Genomic DNA, 19,623 nt, shown 5'->3' on the forward strand with positions numbered 1-19,623 from the left:
GGCGGAACCCCGCCGCCTCGAATCGCATCTAGATAGACGCAAATCGTGCGGAAGCTGCGTCAGAGAACCAAAGATCCTCTTGACCGAAGCGACGGGAATGCGAATGTCTGACAGTCCAGATGCCGAAAAGTCCGGAGGGGTTCCCAACCGGATACGGCGCGTGCTGCGCGGGCCGCGGCCGGAGGCGGTCCCCACGGCCGTCGGCACGGCCTGCATGCTGATCGGATTCGTGGACATCGTCTTCCCGCGGCTGAGGCACAGCAGGGTGCATTCGCTGGCGGAGCTGCTGCCCGGCGCGGTCAGCTCCCTGGCCGCCGCGGCGTCGATCGTGGTGGGGCTGCTGCTGCTCATGCTGGCGCACGGCCTGAAGCGGCGTAAGCGTCGCGCCTGGGTCGCGGCGGTGGCGCTGCTGCCGGTCGGCGCGGCCGCCCAGCTGCTGTACCGGCACTCGGTCCTGGGCACCGTCTTCTCGCTCGTCCTGATGGGCGTGCTGATCCGCTACCGCCGCGAGTTCGCCGCGCTGCCCGACCCGCGCAGCCGCTGGAGGGCGCTGGCCAACTTCGTGGTCATGGGCGGGGTGAGCGTCGGGATCGGGCTGCTCATCGTGCGGTCGCACCCGGACGCCATCGAGGGCCGCCCGTCGCTGTCGGCGCAGCTGGCGCACGTGCTGTGGGGTCTTTTCGGCTTCGAGGGGCCGGTCGGCTACCGCGACGGCGCGGACTACACGGTCGGCTACTCGCTGGGCGCGCTCGGCCTGCTGACCGTCGCCACCACCGCGTACCTCGCCTTCCGCCCCGAGCATCCGGCCGCCCGGCTGACCCCCTCCGACGAGGAGCGGCTGCGGGACCTGCTCGCCACCCACGGGCACCGTGACTCGCTCGGTCACTTCGCGCTCCGCCGCGACAAGGCGGTGGTCTTCTCGCCCAGCGGCAAGTCCGCCGTCTGTTACCGCGTGGTCTCCGGCGTGATGCTCGCCAGCGGCGACCCGGTCGGCGACGTGGAGGCCTGGCCGGGCGCGATCGCCGCGTTCATGGAGGAGGCGCGGGCACACTCCTGGACCCCGGCGGTGATGGGGTGCAGCGAGACCGGCGGTGAGGTGTGGACGCGGGAGACCGGCCTGGACGCGCTGGAGCTGGGCGACGAGGCGATCGTGGACGTCGCGGACTTCACCCTCTCCGGGCGCGCCATGCGCAACGTACGCCAGATGGTCAAGCGCATCGAGCGGGCCGGATACGAGACCAGGGTGCGGCGCGTCGCCGACCTGGACGCGGAGGAGCTGGAGACCGTCCGGCGCGCCGCGGCGGACTGGCGGGGCACCGATACCGAGCGCGGCTTCTCGATGGCGCTGGGCCGGATCGGCGACCCGGCGGACGGCGAATCGGTGATCGCCACCGCCCACAAGGCCGCCGAGGAGGGCGCCGACGAGGGCCCGTTCGGGGACCTGAAGGCCGTCCTGCACTTCGTGCCCTGGGGCCCGGACGGGATGTCGCTGGACCTGATGCGGCGCGACCGCAGCGCCGACCCGGGCATGAACGAACTGCTGATCGTCGCCTCGCTGGAGGCCGCCCCGGCCCTCGGCGTCACCCGCGTGTCGCTGAACTTCGCGATGTTCCGCTCGGCGCTGGCGCGCGGCGAGAAGCTGGGCGCGGGCCCGGTGCTGCGCGGCTGGCGGGGGCTGCTGGTGTTCCTGTCCCGCTGGTTCCAGATCGAGTCGCTGTACAAGTTCAACGCCAAGTTCCGGCCGCGCTGGGAGCCGCGCTTCGTGGTCTTCCGCACCACCCGGGACCTGCCGCGCATCGGCCTGGCCGCGATGCAGGCCGAGGGGTTCGTCTCCCTCGCGCTGCCCCGGCTGCTGCGCCGCGGTCGGCGCGCCGAGCCCCGGCCCTGCGCGCACCAGGCCCCGGCCCGGCGCCGCGAACTGGAGCAGGCCGCCTGAGCGGGCCCCCCGCGTCCCCCGTCCGGACTGCCGGTACGTCTAGCCTTAAGGTCATGAGGACGTTGCGCGAGCGGGGCCGAGTGGCCGGACTGCCGGAATGGGACCGGTGTGCGGTCATGGGCGTGGTGAACGTCACCCCCGACTCCTTCTCCGACGGCGGCCAGTGGTTCGACACCGACCTGGCCGTCAAGCACGGTCTGGACCTGGTCACGGCCGGGGCCGACCTGGTGGACGTCGGAGGCGAGTCGACCCGGCCGGGCGCGGCGCGCGTCGACGAGGCCGAGGAGCTGCGCCGGGTGATCCCGGTGGTGCGGGAGCTGGCCGGGGCGGGCGTCCTGGTCAGCGTGGACACCATGCGGGCCACGGTCGCCGAACGGGCGATCGCGGAGGGCGCGCTGCTGGTCAACGATGTGAGCGGCGGCCGCGCGGACCCGGCGATGGTGCCGGCGGTGGCCGCGGCCGAGGTGCCCTTCGTGGTGATGCACTGGCGCGGCCAGTCGATCGACATGAACAACCGGGCGGTGTACGAGGACGTGGTCGGCGAGGTCGTCGCCGAGCTGCGCCGAAGCGTGGACCGGGCCGTCGCGGGCGGTATCGCCCCGGAGCGGATCGTGCTCGACCCGGGACTGGGCTTCGCCAAGACCGCCGAGCACGACCTGGCGCTGGTCGCACACCTGCCCGCGCTGAGCGAACTGGGCCGCCCGCTGCTGGTGGCGGCCTCCCGGAAGCGGTTCCTGGGCCAAGTCCTGGCCGGGGACGGGGACGCTCCGCCGCCCGCCCGGGAGCGGGACGCCGCGACCGCCGCGGTGACCGCGATCGCCGCGCGCGAGGGCGCGTGGGCGGTGCGGGTGCACGAGGTGCGGGCGAGCGCGGACGCGGTGCGGGTGGCCCGGGCCATCGAGACGGCTGAGGCCGGGTACTCCGAGAACGCGGCGAACGCGGCGGGAGCGCTGTGACTTCCCTTACGGACAACGAGCGAGTGGCGCTGGTGAACACCGCGCTGTACGAGGCCATGGAGCAGGGCGACCACGGGGCGCTGGACCGGCTGTGGCTGGATTCCGCCGAGACCGAGGTGTCCTGTGTGCACCCGGGCTGGCCGGTGCTGCGCGGCCGGGGCGAGGTCTTGCGTTCGTACGCGCTGATCATGGCGAACACCGACTACATCCAGTTCTTCCTGACCGACGTCGAGGTGTCGGTGATGGCCGACACCGCGCTGGTGACCTGCACGGAGAACATCCTCAGCGGCGCCCCGGCGGAGGAGGAGGGGCAGCTGGGCCCGCTGGTCGGCCAGCTGGTGGTGGCCACGAACGTGTTCCGGCGCACCGACGACGGCTGGAAGGTGTGGTCGCACCACGGCTCCCCGGTGCTCGCGGAGCGTGACGACGAGGGCCCGGAGGGTCCCGAGGACGACGACCGGCTGATGCCGGGCTGATGGTCCGTTCGGACCTCCGTTCCCGCCCCTCTTCCCACCCCTGTTCTCGGCCCCGTGATGGCTCGAATGGGTTCCGTTCGAGCCGTGCGAGGTGCGGGTAGGTGAAGGTGGCGCGGGCTGTGGGAGGCACCTGCCGGGACCCCGTGGGCATGTGCCTCCGACATTCGCAGGTAGATTCGAGGAGGATCCCCCGCCGACGGCAGGGGGCCACTGGTGCGCTCCGGACCGGCCGGGGTGTGCCCGCGTAACCGACGACCAGCAGGAGTGATTCGGGTGGATCGTGTCGCGCTGCGCGGCCTGAGGGCTCGTGGGCACCACGGCGTGTTCCCGGAGGAGCGCGAGGAGGGCCAGACCTTCGTCGTGGACCTCGTGCTCGGCCTGGACACCCGTCCCGCCGCCGCCGACGACGACCTGACCAAGACCGTCCACTACGGCGTGGTGGCCGAGGAGGTCGTGGACGTGGTGCGGGGCGAGCCGGTCGAGCTGATCGAGACCCTTGCCGAACGGATAGCGGACACCTGCCTGAAGCATGATGTGGTGCGCGAGGTCGAGGTCGTCGTCCACAAGCCGCAGGCCCCGATCACCGTTCCCTTCGACGATGTCACCATCACCATTACCCGGAGCCGAGTATGAGCAGCAGCGACCCGACCGTGCAGCCCGTTCCCGCCTCCGTGGTGGAGAAGGTGGACGCCGCCGATGTGACCCTGTCCAACCCCAAACGGGCAGTGATCTCCCTCGGCAGCAACCTGGGCAACCGCCTGGAGACCCTTCAAGGCGCGGTGGACGCGCTGGAGGACACCCCGGGCCTGCGGGTCAAGGCCGTTTCCCCGGTGTACGAGACCGAGCCGTGGGGCGTGGACCCGGGCACCCAGGCGCCGTACTTCAACGCGGTGGTGCTGGTGAAGACCACCCTGCCGCCGTCCTCGCTGCTGGAGCGCGGCCACGCCATCGAGGAGGCGTTCGAGCGGGTGCGGGACGAGCAGTGGGGCCCGCGCACCATCGACGTGGACATCGTGGCGTACCAGGACGTGGTCTCCGACGACCCGCTGCTCACCCTGCCGCATCCGCGCGCGCACCAGCGGGCCTTCGTCCTGGTGCCGTGGAACGACGTGGACCCGCAGGCCGAGTTCCCCGGGCGCGGCAGCGTCTCGGCGCTGCTGCACGAGGTCGGCCAGGACGGCGTACAGGTCCGCACGGACCTGGAACTGCGACTGCCCGAATAGACGTTGACCCCGGTAGATGACCGGGGATGGCAGCTTGACGGATGTATGGAGGGGCGACCGCTCGGTGAGGCAACTTCGGATCGGGGTGCTGGTCGGGCTGTTCGCCGTGGCCGGTGTGGTGTCGTGGGCGGGCTCCCGGCTGTGGGACACGCTGGGGTCGCTGCCGAGCGTTCCGGTGGCGGCGCCGATCGTGCTGGCCCTGATCGCGGTCGTGCTGGTCGCGACCGCGATCTCGCTGCGGGCGCGGCTGCGCGCCCAGCGGGAGCGGGAGCCGGACGCGAAGGGCGTGGACCCGATGGTGGCCGCCCGCGCGGTGGTTTTCGGCCAGGCGAGCGCGCTGGTGGCGGCGCTGGTCTCGGGGATGTACGGCGGCGTGGGCGTCTTCCTGGTCCTGGAGCAGCTGGACGTACCGGCCCGCCAGGACCAGGCCATCTATGCGGGGGCGTCGGTGCTGGCCGGGGCGGGCGTGGTGGCCGCCGCGTTCTTCCTGGAGCGGGTCTGCAAGCTGCCGGAGGACGACGACGAGAGCGGTTCGGGCCCGAGTGCCTCGGCCCGGGCCTGAACGAAGTCAGAGGGCCGTCAGCGGGCCATGATGAGGCTCATGGCCTCGGCCCGGGTGGCCGAATCGCGCAGCTGGCCGCGCACGGCCGAGGTGAGGGTCTTCGCGCCGGGCTTGCGCACCCCGCGCATGGTCATGCACATGTGCTCGCACTCGACGACGACGATCACCCCGCGCGGTTCCAGTATCCGCATCAGCGAATCGGCGATCTGCGTGGTCAGCCGCTCCTGCACCTGAGGGCGGCGGGCGTACACGTCCACCAGCCGGGCCAGCTTCGACAGTCCGGTGATCTTGCCGTCGTGGGACGGGATGTAGCCGACGTGCGCGACCCCGACGAAGGGCACCAGGTGGTGCTCGCACGAGGACATCACCTCGATGTCCTTGACCAGCACCATCTCGTCGTGGCCGAGGTCGAAGGTGGTGGTCAGGACGTCCTCGGGTTCCTGCTGCAGCCCCGCGAAGATCTCCTTGTACGCGCGGGCCACCCGCCCCGGCGTCTCCCGCAGCCCTTCCCGGTCGGGGTCCTCGCCGACGGCGATCAAAAGCTCGCGGATCGCGTTTTCGGCTCGCTTCTCGTCGAACACGCCGATGGTGCCCTCACCGTCCAGCGTCACCGGGTCCGTCATGGAGCTGCCTCGTTCCTCATGTGCACATAACGCGGAATGCCGCGTCACCAAGGCTAGAACCTGGGTGACGCGGCATTCATTCCGGGTCCCCCCGGGGCCTGTAAGCCCCGGGGAGGCCGGGATCAGCTTTCGGAGCCGGAGCCCGACTCCTCGGGCCGCTCGGCGCCGTCCTCGGGCGTGGTGGCCTTGGTGAGCGAGGCCGCCGAGGTGGGCTGGGCACCGTTCGCCGGGGCGAGCTCCCGGGGGGAGAGCACCGGCGGGCGGGTGGAAGGCGTACGCCGCGAGGAACCGGTCCACGCCGGGCGGGCCGGACGCTTCACGATCGGGGCGAAGATCTCGGCGATCTCCTCCTTGTTCAGCGTCTCCTTCTCCAGCAGCGCCAGCACCAGGTTGTCGAGGACGTCGCGGTTCTCGACGAGGATCTCCCACGCCTCGTTGTGCGCGGCCTCGATGAGCTTCTTGACCTCCTCGTCCACCAGAGCGGCGACCTCTTCCGAGTAGTCGCGCTGGTGAGCCATCTCACGGCCCAGGAACGGCTCGGAGTTGTCGGAGCCGAACTTGATCGCGCCGAGCCGCTCGGTCATGCCGTACTGCGTGACCATCGCGCGGGCCGTCGCGGTCGCCTTCTCGATGTCGTTCGAGGCGCCCGTGGTCGGGTCGTGGAAGACCAGTTCCTCGGCCGCCCGGCCGCCCATCATGTAGGCGAGCTGGTCCAGCATCTCGTTGCGCGTGGTCGAGTACTTGTCCTCGTCCGGCAGGACCATGGTGTAGCCCAGGGCCCGGCCTCTGGAGAGGATCGTGACCTTGTGCACGGGATCGCTGTTCGGAGAGGCCGCCGCGACCAGAGCGTGTCCGCCCTCGTGGTACGCGGTGATCTTCTTCTCCTTGTCGCTCATGATCCGGGTCCGCTTCTGCGGACCGGCCACGACACGGTCGATCGCCTCGTCCAGGAAGTGGTTGTCGATCAGCTTCTTGTCGCTGCGGGCCGTCAGCAGGGCGGCCTCGTTCAGCACGTTCGACAGATCGGCACCGGTGAAACCAGGGGTACGGCGGGCGACGGCCGACAGGTCGACGTCCGGCGCGACCGGCTTGCCCTTCTGGTGAACCTTGAGGATCTCCAGACGGCCCTGCATGTCCGGGCGGTCGACGGCGATCTGCCGGTCGAAACGGCCGGGGCGCAGCAGCGCCGGGTCCAGGATGTCCGGCCGGTTGGTGGCGGCGATCAGGATGACGCCGCCCTTCACGTCGAAGCCGTCCATCTCCACGAGCAGCTGGTTCAGCGTCTGCTCGCGCTCGTCGTGACCGCCGCCCATGCCCGCGCCGCGGTGCCGGCCGACGGCGTCGATCTCGTCGACGAAGACGATGGCCGGGGCGTTGGTCTTGGCCTGCTCGAACAGGTCACGGACCCGGGAGGCACCGACACCGACGAACATCTCGACGAAGTCGGAACCGGAGATCGAGTAGAACGGGACGCCCGCCTCGCCCGCGACGGCGCGCGCGAGCAGGGTCTTACCCGTACCGGGCGGGCCGTACAGCAGCACACCCTTGGGGATCTTGGCACCGACGGCCTGGAATTTCGCCGGCTCCTGCAGGAACTCCTTGATCTCCTGGAGTTCCTCGACCGCCTCGTCCGACCCCGCCACATCGGAGAAGGTCGTCTTCGGCGTGTCCTTGGTGATCAGCTTGGCCTTCGACTTCCCGAAGTTCATCACCCGGGAGCCGCCGCCCTGCATCTGGTTCATCAGGAACAGGAAGACCACGACGATCAGCACGAACGGGAGCAGCGAGAGCAGAATCCCGACGAACGGGTTCTGCTTCGAAGTCGAGACGTTGTACCCGTCGGGGATCCCGTTGTCCTTCTGGGCATTCGCCTGCAGGGTCCTGGCGAGGTCGACGCCCTGGTCACCGATGTAGGTGGCCTGGAGCTTGTTGCTGCCCGAGACCTTGGCGACGTTGTCCTTGAGTTCGACCTTGATCTTGTGCTCGTCGCCGGTCGTCAGCTCGGCGGACTGGACCTGGTTCCTATTGATCGCCTTGACGACCTGGCTGGTGTCCACCGACTTGTAGCCGCCGGACGAGCCGACGACCTGCATCAACACGACCACGGCGAGGACGGCCAGCACGATCCACATGACCGGCCCACGGAAGTAGCGCTTCACGTCCATCCATACGGGGCGAAACCGCCCCGTCCCTCCTGCCACAGTGAGGCACGGCAGCCCTGGAGGGGCGCCTGTGCGTGCGGTGTATTGCGGTGTATTTAGTGGTGTATGAGCTGTGTAATCCTCAGTCTCGAAAAAGACTGACCTTCGGACGGTACCCCAGCATTGTCACCCGACGCCGCCGTGGAGTGTTAACACATCCGCCTTCCCCTGCTCCAACGGCGGAAAACCGCGCCAGGTCCCCAGGGGAAGGCGGTGCTCTCAGCCGCCATAGACGTGCGGGGCCAGGGTCCCGACGAACCGCAGGTTGCGGTACTTCTCCGAGTAGTCGAGGCCGTATCCGACGACGAACTCGTTCGGGATGTCGAAGCCGACCCACTTCACGTCGATGGCGACCTTGGCCGCCTCCGGCTTGCGCAGCAGCGTGCACACGTTCAGCGAGGCGGGCTCGCGCGACCCCAGGTTCGACAGCAGCCAGGACAGCGTCAGACCGGAGTCGATGATGTCCTCGACGATCAGGACGTGCTTGCCCTTGATGTCGGTGTCCAGGTCCTTGAGGATCCGCACCACGCCCGAGGACTGGGTGCCCGCGCCGTACGACGACACGGCCATCCAGTCCATGGTGACCGGCGTGGACAGGGCTCGCGCCAGGTCCGCCATCACCATCACCGCGCCCTTGAGCACGCCGACGATGAGCAGGTCCTTGCCCTCGTACTCGGCGTCGATGCGGGCGGCCAGCTCGGCCAGCTTCGCGTTGATCTCTTCCTCGGTGATGAGGACCGACTTGAGGTCGGTGCCCATGTCCTTGTCGTCCACCCGCGCCACTCTCGTTCGACGTAACCGGCTCATCTGGCTCGGGCGGATCAGCCCTGCCGGATCACCAGTCTGCCACCCTCCCGGCGGACCTCGACGCGGCCGGGGAGGTTGATGGCCCGCTGGCCCCGCCAGCCGGTGATCAGCCGGTCGACTTCCTCGATGTGGCGGGCGAAGAGCGAACCGGCGGGCGCGCCCGCGGCGATGGCGGCGCGCCGCAGCACCCGGCGGCGGACGGCGGGGGGCAGCCCGTGCAGGCCGACGGTGTCCAGCTCGACGGCGTCGGGCCCACCGGACCCGGCCCCGGGGGCGGGGGCCGGGGTGGTGCGCAGGACGTCGGCCTCGGCGCGGGCGGCCCAGGCGTCGAGGGCGTCGGCGTCGTCGCGGGAGAGCTGGGCGGTGCGGGCGAGGGCCTCGACGACGCCCTTGCCGAGGGCCTTCTCCAGGACGGGCAGGGCCTCGTGGCGGACCCGGGAGCGGGTATAGGCCGGGTCCACGTTGTGCGGGTCGTCCCAGACGGGCAGCGACTGGGCCAGGCAGGCCTCGCGGACGGTGTGCCGGTCGAGCTGGAGGAAGGGGCGGCGGTAGCGGCCGCCGGTGCCGGAGACGCGGGCCATGCCGGACAGCGAGCGGGTGCCGGAGCCGCGGGCCAGGCCCAGCAGAACCGTCTCGGCCTGGTCGTCGCGGGTGTGGCCGAGCAGTACGGCGGCGGCGTCGTGGCGCTCGGCGGCGGAGTCGAGGGCGGCGTAGCGGGCGTCCCGGGCGGCGGCCTCGGGGCCGCCGTCCCGGCCGACGGACACGGCGATGGACTCGACGGGGGCCAGGCCCAGCTCGCGCATCCGCTCGGTGACCTCGGCGGCGCGCAGATCGGAGCCCGGCTGCAGGCCGTGGTCGACGGTGACGCCGCCGGCGCGCAGGCCGAGCCGGGGGGCCTCGAAGGCGAGCGCGGAGGCGAGGGCCATGGAGTCGGCGCCGCCGGAGCAGGCGGCGAGCACGAGGGGGCGGCCGTCGCGGGGGGCGGAGCCGCGCGGGGCGGGCGCCTGGGCCGGGGAGGCCGGGGCGGCCGGGGGATGCTGCGCGGAGGCGGAGGTGGCCGGGGAGTCGACGAGGACGTCGTGGAGGACGCGGCGGACCGCCAGGCGTATCGCGGCGACCGCTGGATGGGGACCCATGTCCGTTTCCCATCTGTCATGCGAGGGGGTGCCTCGGGGGGCGTACGAGAAATGTCGTCACGCGGGGGGATTCGTCACGCTGTGTATGTCGATGGTGACAGAAGCGAGCTGTTCCCCGAGCATCGCACGCCTACCCGTCGCCAACGGTCCCTCGGACGAGTGATTAACGGGAGCATTCATCCGTTCCCGAGTGAGCCGGTTCTACGACTCCGCCTTACGGTGCACCCGCGCGACCCACTCCGCGGGTTTGCCGATCTCCGACTTGGTCGGGAGCGTGTTCGGGGAGGTCCAGACCCGGTTGAAACCGTCCATGCCGACCTGGTCCACCACGGCCCGTACGAACCGCTCACCGTCACGGTACTGCCGCAGCTTGGCGTCGAGCCCCAGCAGTTTGCGCAGCGCCTGGTCGAGGCGGCCGGCGCCGCTGGCCCGCCGCTTCTGGAACTTCTCGCGGATCTCGGCCACGCTCGGCACGACGTCCGGCCCGACCCCGTCCATCACGAAGTCCGCGTGCCCCTCCAGCAGCGACATCACCGCGGTCAGCCGGGCCAGGATCTCGCGCTGGGCCGGGGTCTGGACCAGTTCGATGATGCCGGCCGCGCCGCCGCGCCCCGCGGCCTCCTCGCCGTCCGGCCGCCCGCCGCCCAGTGACTGGACGGCCTCCCGGATCCGCTCCAGCAGGGTGGCCGGATCCACGTCGGTCTCGCCCAGGAACGCCTGGATCTCGGACTCGATGTGGTCGCGCAGCCAGGGCACCGCGGTGAACTGCGTACGGTGCGTCTCCTCGTGCAGCGAGACCCACAGCCGGAAGTCGTGCGGGGCCACGTCCAGCTCGCGCTCCACGTGGACGATGTTGGGGGCCACCAGCAGCAGCCGGCCGCCGCCCGGGGCCCCGCCGGGCAGGTCGCGGGTGGCGGGCGCGAAGGTCTCGTACTGGCCGAGCACCCGGGAGGCCAGGAACGACAGCAGCATCCCCAGCTCGACCCCGGTCACCTTGCCGCCGACCGCGCCCAGCACCGCCCCGCCGGGCAGCCCGCCGCGCCGGTCCTGCATCTTGCCCAGCAGCGGCGACAGGATGTGGCGGAAACCCGCCACGTTGGCCTTGATCCAGCCCGCGCGGTCCACGACGAGGACGGGAGTGTCGGAGGCCGGGCCGCCGGTGACGGCCATCCGGGTGAAGCCGCGTACGTGCTCCTCCGACGATTTCGCGTGCCTGCGCAACTCCGCGACGACGGCGCGCGCCTCGTCCCGGCTCACTTCGGGGCCCGGACGTACCAGCCGGGTCGCGGTCGCGACGGCCAGGTTCCAGTCGACCATCTCCACACCACCGATGCTCGTCATGGCTTCACGGTACGTGGCCCGCGCCCCATCCGGGAGGAGACGGCTCCCCCGCACACCCGGCCGCCCCCGCCCGGCCGGGCGACGCGTCGCCCACGTCGCCCTCGCCTCACCGGCATCCGCAGTTGGCGAGCGCCGAGGCCATCGTGTCCAGGGCGCGCTGGGCGCCCAGGGCGTCGGTGGTGCCGTTGGTCATGAACGCGAAGACCAGCAGCCGGCCGTCGGCGTCGACGACGCTGCCCGCCAGGGTGTTGACCCCGGTCAGGGTGCCGGTCTTGGCGCGCACCACGCCGCGGCCGACGGTGTCCGCGCCGTAGCGGGTGCGCAGGGTGCCGCTGAATCCGGCCACCGGCAGCCCGGTGAGCAGCGGCCGCAGCTCGGGGTGGCCGATGTCCGCGGCCCGTACCAGCACCTGGGCGAGCAGCGCGGCGGAGACGTGGTCGTCGCGGTCGAGCCCGCTGCCGTCCGCGATGCGGGCGCCGGAGACCGGCAGCCGGAGCTTCTGCAGCCGGGCGGTCACGGCCTTCGCCGCGCCGTCGAAGCTCGCGGGCTCGCCGGAGGCGACGGCGGTCTGCCGGGCCAGGGCCTCGGCGATGTCGTTGTCGCTGTTGGTCAGCATCCGCTCGACGAGCGCGGACAGCGGCCGGGAGCGGACGGTGGCCAGCGGCCGGGGACGTTTCCCGGCCTCCTTGGCCCGCGGTTCCCCGGTCACCGCGACACCGCGCTCCCGCAGCATCGAGGCGAACGTTCCGGCCGCGTCGGCGGCGGGGTCCTCGGAGCGCGCGGCCGGGCCGTGGTCGCTGTCGTCCAGGCGGCCCTCGTCGGCCATCAGCGGGGTGACGGGCGAGATGTTCTCGTTGGGGCCGATGGGGTGCAGCCCGGGCCCGGAGTACAGCGAGGTGTCGTACCCGAGCCGGACGGACGTCGTGCCGCGCTTCTTGAGTGCGCGGGCGGTGCCGTCGGCCAGGGCGCGCAGCGAGGCGGGGCGGTCCGCGCCCTTGGCGGCGCGGGCGGTGAGGGTCGGGTCGCCGCCGCCGACCAGCACGATGCCGTCGCCGCCGTCCCCCACGACGGTGGTCTTGATCCGGTAGTCGGGGCCGAGGGCGGACAGCGCGGCGGCGCCGGTCGCCAGCTTGATGGTCGACGCGGGCACCACGGCGCCCTTCGCGCCGGTCCCGAACACCTGCCGGCCCGTCGTCACGTCCACGACGGACGCCGAGCGCTCGTCGCCCAGCGCGGGGTCGTCCAGCAGCGGTTCCAGGGCGTCGGCGAGCCCGCCGCCGGTGGGCGGCGGGACCGCGTCCTCGCCGCTGTCCGGCGACGGTACGGCGCCGGGCGCGCCGAGGGCGGCCAGCACGGGCGCGGCGTTGGGGGCGCGGTTCCCGGGGGGACGCTCGCCGCCCGCGCCCGGTCCCCGGGCGGCGCGGGCGCGTTCGGCGTCACGCTGACCGGCGTCCCAGGGCCCGGCGGCGAGCACCGATCCGGCCGCGACGGCGAGACCGACCGTGCCGGAGACGGCCACCAGCCGCCAGGTCGCGCGCTGTTGGGCCGGGGTGTGCTGCCAGCGCGTCCCCGTCCGGCTGTGCCGCCAGCGCGTGCGGAGGCGTTCGTGGAGCGGTTCACGGACCGGGGCGTTCCACCACCGTTCGCGAAGCCGTTCGAGGGCCCGGCCGGGGAGCCACCGCTCGCGGGCCCCGCCGTACCGCCGGCGTTCTCGGAGCCGGGCGCGGCGCCACTGGTCCCGCACGAGGGTCCGCCCGCGCGCGAGCAACTCCCTGAACTGCCGTGATCTGGCTTCAGGCACGACGGACCAGCCCCTTTCGCCACCACACACCTGCGTGGGGGACACTTAATCACCAGACGTATGTGTTGATCATGGAGGAGCCACCCGTGGAGTTCGACGTCACCATCGAGATCCCGAAGGGTTCGCGGAACAAGTACGAGGTGGACCACGAGACGGGGCGCCTCCGTCTCGACCGTCGACTCTTCACTTCGACCAGCTACCCGGCGGATTACGGCTTTGTCGAGAACACCCTCGGCGAGGATGGCGACCCGCTGGACGCCCTGGTCATTCTCGACGAGCCGACGTTCCCCGGCTGCCTGATCAAGTGCCGTGCCATCGGCATGTTCAGGATGACCGATGAGGCGGGCGGCGACGACAAGCTGCTGTGCGTGCCCGCGTCGGACCCGCGGGTCGAGCATCTGCGTGACATTCACCACGTGTCCGAGTTCGACCGCCTGGAGATCCAGCACTTCTTCGAGGTCTACAAGGACCTGGAGCCCGGCAAGTCGGTCGAGGGGGCCAACTGGGTGGGACGCGCCGAGGCCGAGGCCGAGGTCGAGGCGTCCATCAAGCGCCTGGAGGCGTCCGGCGGCCACTGAGCCCCGATACGCGAACGGGCCGGCCCTGAAGGCCGGCCCGTTCTGCGTTTACGCAGGTCAGAAGCAGTGCGGTCGCAGATCAGAAGCCGCGGGTGCGCTTGGCCGCGCGACGGCCCGAGGGGTCGTCCGCGCCGCCCGGGACCTTGAGGAACAACCGGGCCGCCTCGCCACCCAGGTTCACCCCGATGGCGATCGCCAGGGCCAGTGCCGCCGCCTGGGTGAGATGGGGGATGCCGCGGTCCAGGTTTCCCTGCGCGAGGGCGAGCAGTCCGAAGTACGTCGCGCTACCGGGCAGCAGCGGTCCGATCGCCGCCGTGACGTACGGCAGGGCGGACGCGTAGCGGTAGCGGGAGAGCAGCTGGCCGAAGAGGCCGACCAGCCCGGCGGCCACGGTCGTGGCGGCCACGGGCGGCACCTGGGCGGTGTCCGCGAGCGAGCCGTAGACCACCCAGGCGACCCCGCCGTTGAGCGTGGCGAACAGCACGGTGTGACGTTCCTGCTGGAGCAGGATGCAGAACGTCAGCGCGAGCAGCATCGCCGCCAGGGTCTGGGTGACCGGCCGCACGTCGTGGCCCAGCGCCGCCTCCGGGTTCAGCTTGGCGTCCAGCTGGAGCCCCCCGTACAGCACGGTGAGCACGCCGCAGACGATGCCGACGATCAGGTAGCCGACCTCCAGCAGCCGGGCTGCGGCGGTGATGTAATACCCGGTCAGCCCGTCCTGGACGCTCGCCACCAGGGCCCGTCCGGGGATCAGCGCGAACAGTCCACCGGTGATCACCGCGGACGACTGGAGTCCCGCGCCCAGGAGGCTGAGCGCGATCCCCATCGCGGCGGGCGGCATCGCCGCGACCACGAACTGGTAGAACTCCGGCAGCCCGCGCCCGGACGCCAGCCACGCCAGCCGGTCGCCGAGCATCGCGCCGATCGCCGCCGCGAAGAACATCGGCCACGCGCCGCCGACCAGCATGCTCGCCGCGCCGGCCAGCCCGCCGGCGGCCACGGTGAGCGCCCAGCCGGGGTACGGATGGCGGTTACGGCGGATCTCGGCGAGCCGCCGGTACGCCTCCTCCAGGGTGAAGTCGTCCTGCGAGGTGATGTCGTCGACGAGCTGGAAGACGGCGGCCAGCCGGGTGTAGTCGGTGCCCCGGCGGCGCACCGTACGGCTGGCGGTGACCGGGTCGTCGACCAGCGAGGGCTGGTAGCTGACCGACAGCAGGGTGAAGGTCACCGTGGGCTCGCAGCGGTGGAGCCCGTACGCGTGCGCCACGCCGAGCATCGCCGCCTCGACGTCCTCGGCCCCCTCGCCGCCCGCGAGGAGCAGCTCGGCGATGCGGAGGGTGAGATCGAGCACACGGGGCACGGCGGGGCCCGTGTCGTCCGGCGGATCGGCGCGCTCGGGCGTCGGGCGCTCGCTGATCGGCATGCGCAGCATCGTGCGCATCCGGTCCTGCCAGGGCGCGTCCTTGGTCAGCCGGACCATGGGTATGCCGTTCGGCGGCGTGAAGGCGAAGCCGCCGGTGGTCTGGTTGGACGTGGTGACCCCGGGAGGCGCCACGAAGGCCGAGCCCTCGGGCTCGGGTGCGGTCAGCTCGGTGGCCAGCCCCTCGGGGATGGCGAACTCCGAGGTCGGGTGCTCGCCATCGGGCGAGGGCGGCCTCGGTACGCCCTGGGGCGGTGTGAAGGCACTGCGCGCCTCATCGGACTGCGGCTTGCGGTTCTCCGCCGTATCCGCGTCCTGCGTGCCCGCGCCACGCTGCACGTACTGTCGCTCCGTCCCCACTCCGCCTCGCTCCTCGACCGCCTCCCCGTGCACTGTAGCCAGCAGCCACGATGCAACATCGGCGGCCACCGAAGCCCATTGTGCGGGGAGGTGGCCGCCGGCTGGGAGTGGGGGCAGCGTGCGCGACGGGTGTGTAGTGGAGTGACCCCTGTGAAGTGAGGGTGAAGATTCGCGGTGGGGGCGATCAGCGCTTGGCGTGCCGCCCGGTCAGTGCTTGGCGTGCCGCCCGGTCAGCGCTTGGCGTGCCGGCCGCGCGGGCCCTGCTGGTCGGCCGCCGGCCCGGCCGGCGCCTCGGCGGCCTCCTTCTTGGCCTTGCTCCGGGCCCGCAGGAACTCGATCGCGATCGGGATGACGGACAGCAGGACGATGCCGACCAGGATCAGCTCGATGTGCTTGTGGACGAAGTCGACCTTGCCGAGCGCCGCGCCCAGCAGGGTGACGCCCGTGCCCCACAGCACACCGCCGATGATGTTGAAGATGATGAAGGAGCGGTAGTTCATCCGGCTCACGCCCGCGATGATCGGCGTGAACGTCCGCACGATGGGCACGAACCGGGCCAGGATCAGCGACTTCGGGCCGTGCTTCTCGAAGAACTCATGCGCCTTCTCCACGTTCTCCTGCTTGAAGAGCTTGGAGTCCGGGCGCTTGAAGAGTGCCGGGCCGACCTTCCGCCCGAAGAGATATCCGACCTGGTCACCGACGATCGCCGCGACGGCGACGGCCACGCACACCAGCCACAGCTCCTGCTTGATCACCTCGGTGGTGACCAGCAGACCGGTGGTGAACAGCAGCGAGTCGCCCGGCAGGAAGAAGCCGATGAGCAGGCCGGACTCCGCGAAGACGATGGCCAGCACGCCGAGCAGCCCGAAGGTTTCGATCAGATAGTCCGGGTCCAGCCACTGAGGGCCGAGCGCGAGGGTGGTCACGGGTCACAGGCTCCTGGGTCGAGGGGTGCAGGCTCGTGCTCGTGCGAGGCCCGGCCGCAGGGTCGGGGTACGGACTGCTGCGGGGTTCATCGCTTCGCAGTGTGCCGCCCAAAGCTATCAACGCCGTGTGCGTGCCCGTGGTTCCCGCTGTCCGCCCGCCCCCTCCCCCGTACGGCACCCGCTACCCGTGGCGCTCCGCGTTGGCCACGATCGCACCCCGGAGGTAGGCGGCGAGCCCCGGCTTGGCCTTGTCGATGTTCTCGGTGAAGCGGTGATCCGTCACGTACATCTCCCCGATACAGGCGTGCAGCCGGTGGGGGCAGTCGTAATGGTTCCGGCACATCCACTGCCGGTGTTCCTCGGCGAGGTCCATCGCTGCCCCGGACTCCGCCGCGGCGCCCGACTCCATCAGCGCGATGAAGCGGTCGTTGATCGCGTCGCCCTCGGCCTTGATCCGCTGCCAGTCCTCCTTGGTGTACGTGGCCGCCCGGCGCTGGGACTCCCGGTACGCCTCGGTGTTCCCCCAGCGCTCCTCGACCTCGTCCGCGTATTGGTCCGGGTCGCCGCCGAAGACCTCGAACTTCTCCTCGGGGGTCAGATTGATGCCCATCTTCCGTGCCTCCATGGCGCGTTCGACGGCGGCGGCCATCTTCTCCAGCTGCTCGATCTGGCCGGTCAGCAACGTGTGCTGGCGCCGCAGGTGGGCCTGCGGGTCCGCGTCCGGGTCGTCGAGGAGGACCGCCACCTCATCGAGCGGAAAGCCGAGTTCCCGGTAGAACAGGATGCTCTGCAGCCGGTCGAGGTCGGCGTCGTCGTACCGCCGGTGCCCGGCCGCGCTGCGGGTGCCCGGACGCAGCAGCCCGATCTCGTCGTAGTGGTGCAGCGTGCGCACCGTGACGTTCGCGAAGCCCGCGACCTGTCCCACCGAGTAGCTCATGACCTGGTCCGCTCTCCCTGGTGTTCCGTACGGGCTCCACGGTGGTGCCTCACGTCACGTGAGGTGCAAGTCCGGATGCCGAAATCATGCGGGGCCGATCCGTGCTGCCTGGCATCCTGCCGTCTGTGCTGGGGATAACCGATCTTTCGACGTATCTGGCGGGCCTTGCCCTGATCATCCTGCTGCCGGGCCCGAACTCGCTCTATGTGGTGTCCGTCGCCGCGCGCCGCGGCCCCCGGACCGCCTACCGGGCGGCGGCCGGGGTGCTGTGCGGGGACGCGGTGCTGATGGCGCTGTCCGCGGGCGGCGTGGCGTCGCTGCTCCAGGCGAGCCCGGCGCTCTTCGCGGTGGTGAAGTTCGCCGGTGCGGGCTATCTGACGTGGCTCGCGGTGGGCATGCTGCGCGGGGCGCGGAAGCTGTGGCGCCAGGGGCCGGGCGCCGCGCGGGCAGCGGCGGAGGCCGCGAACCCCGAGAGGGCCGCGCCCTCCGGGACGGCCGCCTCCTCCGGGACGGCCGCGTCCTCCGGGGAGGACGGGAACGGCGCGGGCGCGGCGGTCGAGCGGCCGTACCGCCGGGCGCTGGTGGTGAGCCTGCTGAACCCGAAGGCGATCCTGTTCTTCATCTCCTTCTTCGTGCAGTTCGTGGATCCGGAGTACGCCCATCCGGCACTGTCCTTCGTGGCGCTGGGCGCCTGGGCGGAGCTGTTCAGCATCACCTATCTGTCGTTGCTGATCTTCGGTGGCACGTATCTCGCGGCTCTCTTCCGGCGGCGCAAGCGGCTGACGGCCGGGCTGTCGGCGGGCGCGGGGGCGGCGTTCCTGGGCTTCGCGGCGAAGCTGTCGCTCAGCAGCGCGGGCTGACGGCGCGGGGTCCGGGCGGCGCGGGATCCAGCGATTTGCGTCGTATATCCGTAATTTGATGGGCATGGCACTTCACGGCGGCAGGCGCGGCACGGCAAAGCGGCCCGACATCTCGGTCAACCCCCTCTACGGCGTGGCCGACCCGGTCAGCGGCATGTCGACGAACCCGCCGCGCCGCCGCCTCCCGGACGGGCCCATGGCTCCCTCGGCCGCGTACCAGCTGGTGCACGACGAGCTGATGCTCGACGGCAACGCCCGTCAGAATCTCGCCACCTTCGTCACCACCTGGATGGAGCCGCAGGCGGGGCGGCTGATGTCCGACTGCCGCGACAAGAACATGATCGACAAGGATGAGTACCCGCGCACCGCGGAGCTGGAGCGGCGCTGCGTGACCATCCTCGCCGACCTGTGGCACGCCCCCGACCCGGAGACCGTGATGGGCTGCTCCACGACCGGGTCGAGCGAGGCGTGCATGCTCGCCGCGATGGCCTTCAAGCGGCGCTGGGCCAAGCGGAACCCCGTCCGCTATCCGGCCACCGCCCGGCCCAATCTGGTCATGGGGATCAACACCCAGGTGTGCTGGGAGAAGTTCTGCGCGTACTGGGAGGTGGAGCCGCGGCACGTGCCCATGGAGGGCGACCGGTTCCACCTCGACCCGCAGGCCGCCGCCGAGCTGTGCGACGAGAACACCATCGGGGTCGTCGCCGTGCTCGGCTCGACCTTCGACGGATCGTACGAACCGGTGGCCGAGGTGTGCGCGGCGCTGGACGACCTCCAGGAGCGCACCGGTCTGGACGTACCGGTCCATGTGGACGGCGCCTCGGGCGCGATGGTGGCGCCGTTCCTCGACCCGGAGCTGATGTGGGACTTCCGGCTGCCCCGCGTCTCCTCGATCAACACCTCGGGGCACAAGTACGGCCTGGTCTACCCGGGGCTGGGCTGGGCGCTGTGGCGTACGCCGGAGTGCCTGCCCGAGGAACTGGTCTTCCGGGTCAACTACCTGGGCGGCGAGATGCCGACCTTCGCGCTCAACTTCTCCCGGCCCGGCGCCCAGGTGGCCGCCCAGTACTACACCTTCCTGCGGCTCGGCCGGGACGGCTTCCGCGCCGTCCAGCAGACCTCCCGCGACGTGGCCTGCTCGCTCTCGGCACGGATCGCGGAGCTGGGCGACTTCCAGCTGCTCACGCGCGGCGACGAGCTGCCGGTGTTCGCCTTCACGACGGCGGAGGAGATCACCGCCTTCGACGTGTACGACGTGTCGCGGCGGCTGCGCGAACACGGCTGGCTGGTGCCCGCGTACTCGTTCCCGGCGAACCGCCAGGACCTGTCGGTGCTGCGGGTGGTGTGCCGCAACGGCTTCTCGGCGGACCTGTCCGACCTCTTCCTGGACGATCTGCGCACGCTCCTGCCCGAACTGCGGAAGCAGCCGGGGCCGATGGGGCGGCCCGAGGCCGTCGCCACCGCCTTCCACCACTGAGCG

18 protein-coding genes are annotated in these 19,623 nt (G+C 71.5%); 9 read left to right on the forward strand and 9 right to left on the reverse strand.

Annotation, left to right across the window (positions count from 1 at the left end):
* The first annotated feature begins 103 nt into the window (after positions 1 to 103).
* The 6 genes from ACFZCY_RS01200 to ACFZCY_RS01225 all read left to right on the forward strand — a co-directional run bounded on the left by ACFZCY_RS01200 (position 104) and on the right by ACFZCY_RS01225 (position 5,153).
* Positions 104 to 1,936: a phosphatidylglycerol lysyltransferase domain-containing protein gene (locus ACFZCY_RS01200; protein ID WP_391168442.1), complete on the forward strand. Its 1,833-nt coding sequence runs from the start codon at positions 104 to 106 to the stop codon at positions 1,934 to 1,936.
* Positions 1,937 to 1,989: 53 nt separating this feature from the next.
* Entirely contained in the window at positions 1,990 to 2,892 is a 903-nt protein-coding gene (gene folP, locus ACFZCY_RS01205; RefSeq protein ID WP_391168444.1) for a dihydropteroate synthase, read from the forward strand.
* Positions 2,889 to 3,368, forward strand: a complete 480-nt coding sequence (locus tag ACFZCY_RS01210) for a nuclear transport factor 2 family protein (RefSeq protein ID WP_055546441.1) — start codon at positions 2,889 to 2,891, stop codon at positions 3,366 to 3,368. Before folP ends, ACFZCY_RS01210 begins: the two co-directional genes overlap by 4 nt.
* Before the next feature lie 264 nt (positions 3,369 to 3,632).
* The gene (gene folB, locus ACFZCY_RS01215) at positions 3,633 to 4,001 is read left to right on the forward strand and encodes a dihydroneopterin aldolase (protein ID WP_078510390.1); all 369 of its coding nucleotides are present in this window, start codon (positions 3,633 to 3,635) and stop codon (positions 3,999 to 4,001) included.
* Positions 3,998 to 4,591, forward strand: coding sequence for a 2-amino-4-hydroxy-6-hydroxymethyldihydropteridine diphosphokinase (gene folK, locus ACFZCY_RS01220; RefSeq protein WP_391168445.1), 594 nt, complete (start codon positions 3,998 to 4,000; stop codon positions 4,589 to 4,591). Before folB ends, folK begins: the two co-directional genes overlap by 4 nt.
* A 64-nt stretch (positions 4,592 to 4,655) precedes the next feature.
* The gene (locus ACFZCY_RS01225) at positions 4,656 to 5,153 is read left to right on the forward strand and encodes a DUF3180 family protein (RefSeq protein WP_391168446.1); all 498 of its coding nucleotides are present in this window, start codon (positions 4,656 to 4,658) and stop codon (positions 5,151 to 5,153) included.
* Positions 5,154 to 5,170: 17 nt separating this feature from the next.
* On the opposite strand, the gene folE is transcribed toward ACFZCY_RS01225, so the two are convergent.
* From folE to dacB, 6 genes are all read right to left on the reverse strand, one after another.
* Entirely contained in the window at positions 5,171 to 5,776 is a 606-nt protein-coding gene (gene folE / locus ACFZCY_RS01230; protein WP_391168447.1) for a GTP cyclohydrolase I FolE, read from the reverse strand.
* Positions 5,777 to 5,898: 122 nt separating this feature from the next.
* On the reverse strand, positions 5,899 to 7,941 hold the full coding sequence (gene ftsH / locus ACFZCY_RS01235) for an ATP-dependent zinc metalloprotease FtsH (RefSeq protein WP_361473680.1): 2,043 nt from the start codon (positions 7,939 to 7,941) through the stop codon (positions 5,899 to 5,901).
* 255 nt (positions 7,942 to 8,196) lie between these two features.
* Entirely contained in the window at positions 8,197 to 8,736 is a 540-nt protein-coding gene (gene hpt / locus ACFZCY_RS01240) for a hypoxanthine phosphoribosyltransferase (RefSeq protein WP_055547184.1), read from the reverse strand.
* Between the two features lie 62 nt (positions 8,737 to 8,798).
* Entirely contained in the window at positions 8,799 to 9,920 is a 1,122-nt protein-coding gene (gene tilS, locus ACFZCY_RS01245; protein WP_391168448.1) for a tRNA lysidine(34) synthetase TilS, read from the reverse strand.
* Positions 9,921 to 10,121: 201 nt separating this feature from the next.
* On the reverse strand, positions 10,122 to 11,261 hold the full coding sequence (locus ACFZCY_RS01250; protein ID WP_391168449.1) for a zinc-dependent metalloprotease: 1,140 nt from the start codon (positions 11,259 to 11,261) through the stop codon (positions 10,122 to 10,124).
* A gap of 106 nt (positions 11,262 to 11,367) precedes the next feature.
* A complete protein-coding gene (dacB, locus tag ACFZCY_RS01255; protein ID WP_391168450.1) occupies positions 11,368 to 13,062 on the reverse strand; it encodes a D-alanyl-D-alanine carboxypeptidase/D-alanyl-D-alanine-endopeptidase in 1,695 nt (564 codons plus the stop codon).
* Positions 13,063 to 13,148: 86 nt separating this feature from the next.
* Here dacB and ACFZCY_RS01260 point away from each other — a divergent pair, with 86 nt between their 5' ends.
* A complete protein-coding gene (locus ACFZCY_RS01260) occupies positions 13,149 to 13,640 on the forward strand; it encodes an inorganic diphosphatase (protein ID WP_391168451.1) in 492 nt (163 codons plus the stop codon).
* A 79-nt stretch (positions 13,641 to 13,719) separates the two neighbouring features.
* On the opposite strand, the gene ACFZCY_RS01265 is transcribed toward ACFZCY_RS01260, so the two are convergent.
* The 3 genes from ACFZCY_RS01265 to ACFZCY_RS01275 form a co-directional block, all read right to left on the reverse strand.
* Complete coding sequence (locus ACFZCY_RS01265; RefSeq protein WP_391168452.1) at positions 13,720 to 15,420, reverse strand: threonine/serine exporter family protein; 1,701 nt, start codon at positions 15,418 to 15,420, stop codon at positions 13,720 to 13,722.
* Positions 15,421 to 15,650: 230 nt separating this feature from the next.
* Complete coding sequence (locus tag ACFZCY_RS01270; protein WP_391168454.1) at positions 15,651 to 16,346, reverse strand: VTT domain-containing protein; 696 nt, start codon at positions 16,344 to 16,346, stop codon at positions 15,651 to 15,653.
* A 181-nt stretch (positions 16,347 to 16,527) separates the two neighbouring features.
* Complete coding sequence (locus ACFZCY_RS01275; protein ID WP_391168456.1) at positions 16,528 to 17,283, reverse strand: TipAS antibiotic-recognition domain-containing protein; 756 nt, start codon at positions 17,281 to 17,283, stop codon at positions 16,528 to 16,530.
* A 125-nt stretch (positions 17,284 to 17,408) separates the two neighbouring features.
* Here ACFZCY_RS01275 and leuE point away from each other — a divergent pair, with 125 nt between their 5' ends.
* Both leuE and ACFZCY_RS01285 read left to right on the forward strand, forming a co-directional pair.
* Positions 17,409 to 18,143: a leucine efflux protein LeuE gene (gene leuE / locus ACFZCY_RS01280; protein WP_391168458.1), complete on the forward strand. Its 735-nt coding sequence runs from the start codon at positions 17,409 to 17,411 to the stop codon at positions 18,141 to 18,143.
* A gap of 64 nt (positions 18,144 to 18,207) precedes the next feature.
* Positions 18,208 to 19,620, forward strand: a complete 1,413-nt coding sequence (locus ACFZCY_RS01285; protein ID WP_391168460.1) for a glutamate decarboxylase — start codon at positions 18,208 to 18,210, stop codon at positions 19,618 to 19,620.
* Positions 19,621 to 19,623 lie beyond the last annotated feature (3 nt).

This window comes from Streptomyces sp. NPDC007983, assembly GCF_042958345.1.
GTDB lineage: Bacteria > Actinomycetota > Actinomycetes > Streptomycetales > Streptomycetaceae > Streptomyces.

Coding starts and splice junctions, on each gene's coding strand:
- ACFZCY_RS01200 (WP_391168442.1), top strand. CDS start 104: ATGTCTGACAGTCCAGATGCCGAAAAGTCCGGAGGGGTTCCCAACCGG.
- folP (WP_391168444.1), top strand. CDS start 1,990: ATGAGGACGTTGCGCGAGCGGGGCCGAGTGGCCGGACTGCCGGAATGG.
- folK (WP_391168445.1), top strand. CDS start 3,998: ATGAGCAGCAGCGACCCGACCGTGCAGCCCGTTCCCGCCTCCGTGGTG.
- folE (WP_391168447.1), bottom strand. CDS start 5,776: ATGACGGACCCGGTGACGCTGGACGGTGAGGGCACCATCGGCGTGTTC.
- ftsH (WP_361473680.1), bottom strand. CDS start 7,941: ATGGACGTGAAGCGCTACTTCCGTGGGCCGGTCATGTGGATCGTGCTG.
- hpt (WP_055547184.1), bottom strand. CDS start 8,736: ATGGGCACCGACCTCAAGTCGGTCCTCATCACCGAGGAAGAGATCAAC.
- tilS (WP_391168448.1), bottom strand. CDS start 9,920: ATGGGTCCCCATCCAGCGGTCGCCGCGATACGCCTGGCGGTCCGCCGC.
- ACFZCY_RS01250 (WP_391168449.1), bottom strand. CDS start 11,261: ATGACGAGCATCGGTGGTGTGGAGATGGTCGACTGGAACCTGGCCGTC.
- ACFZCY_RS01275 (WP_391168456.1), bottom strand. CDS start 17,283: ATGAGCTACTCGGTGGGACAGGTCGCGGGCTTCGCGAACGTCACGGTG.
- ACFZCY_RS01285 (WP_391168460.1), top strand. CDS start 18,208: ATGGCACTTCACGGCGGCAGGCGCGGCACGGCAAAGCGGCCCGACATC.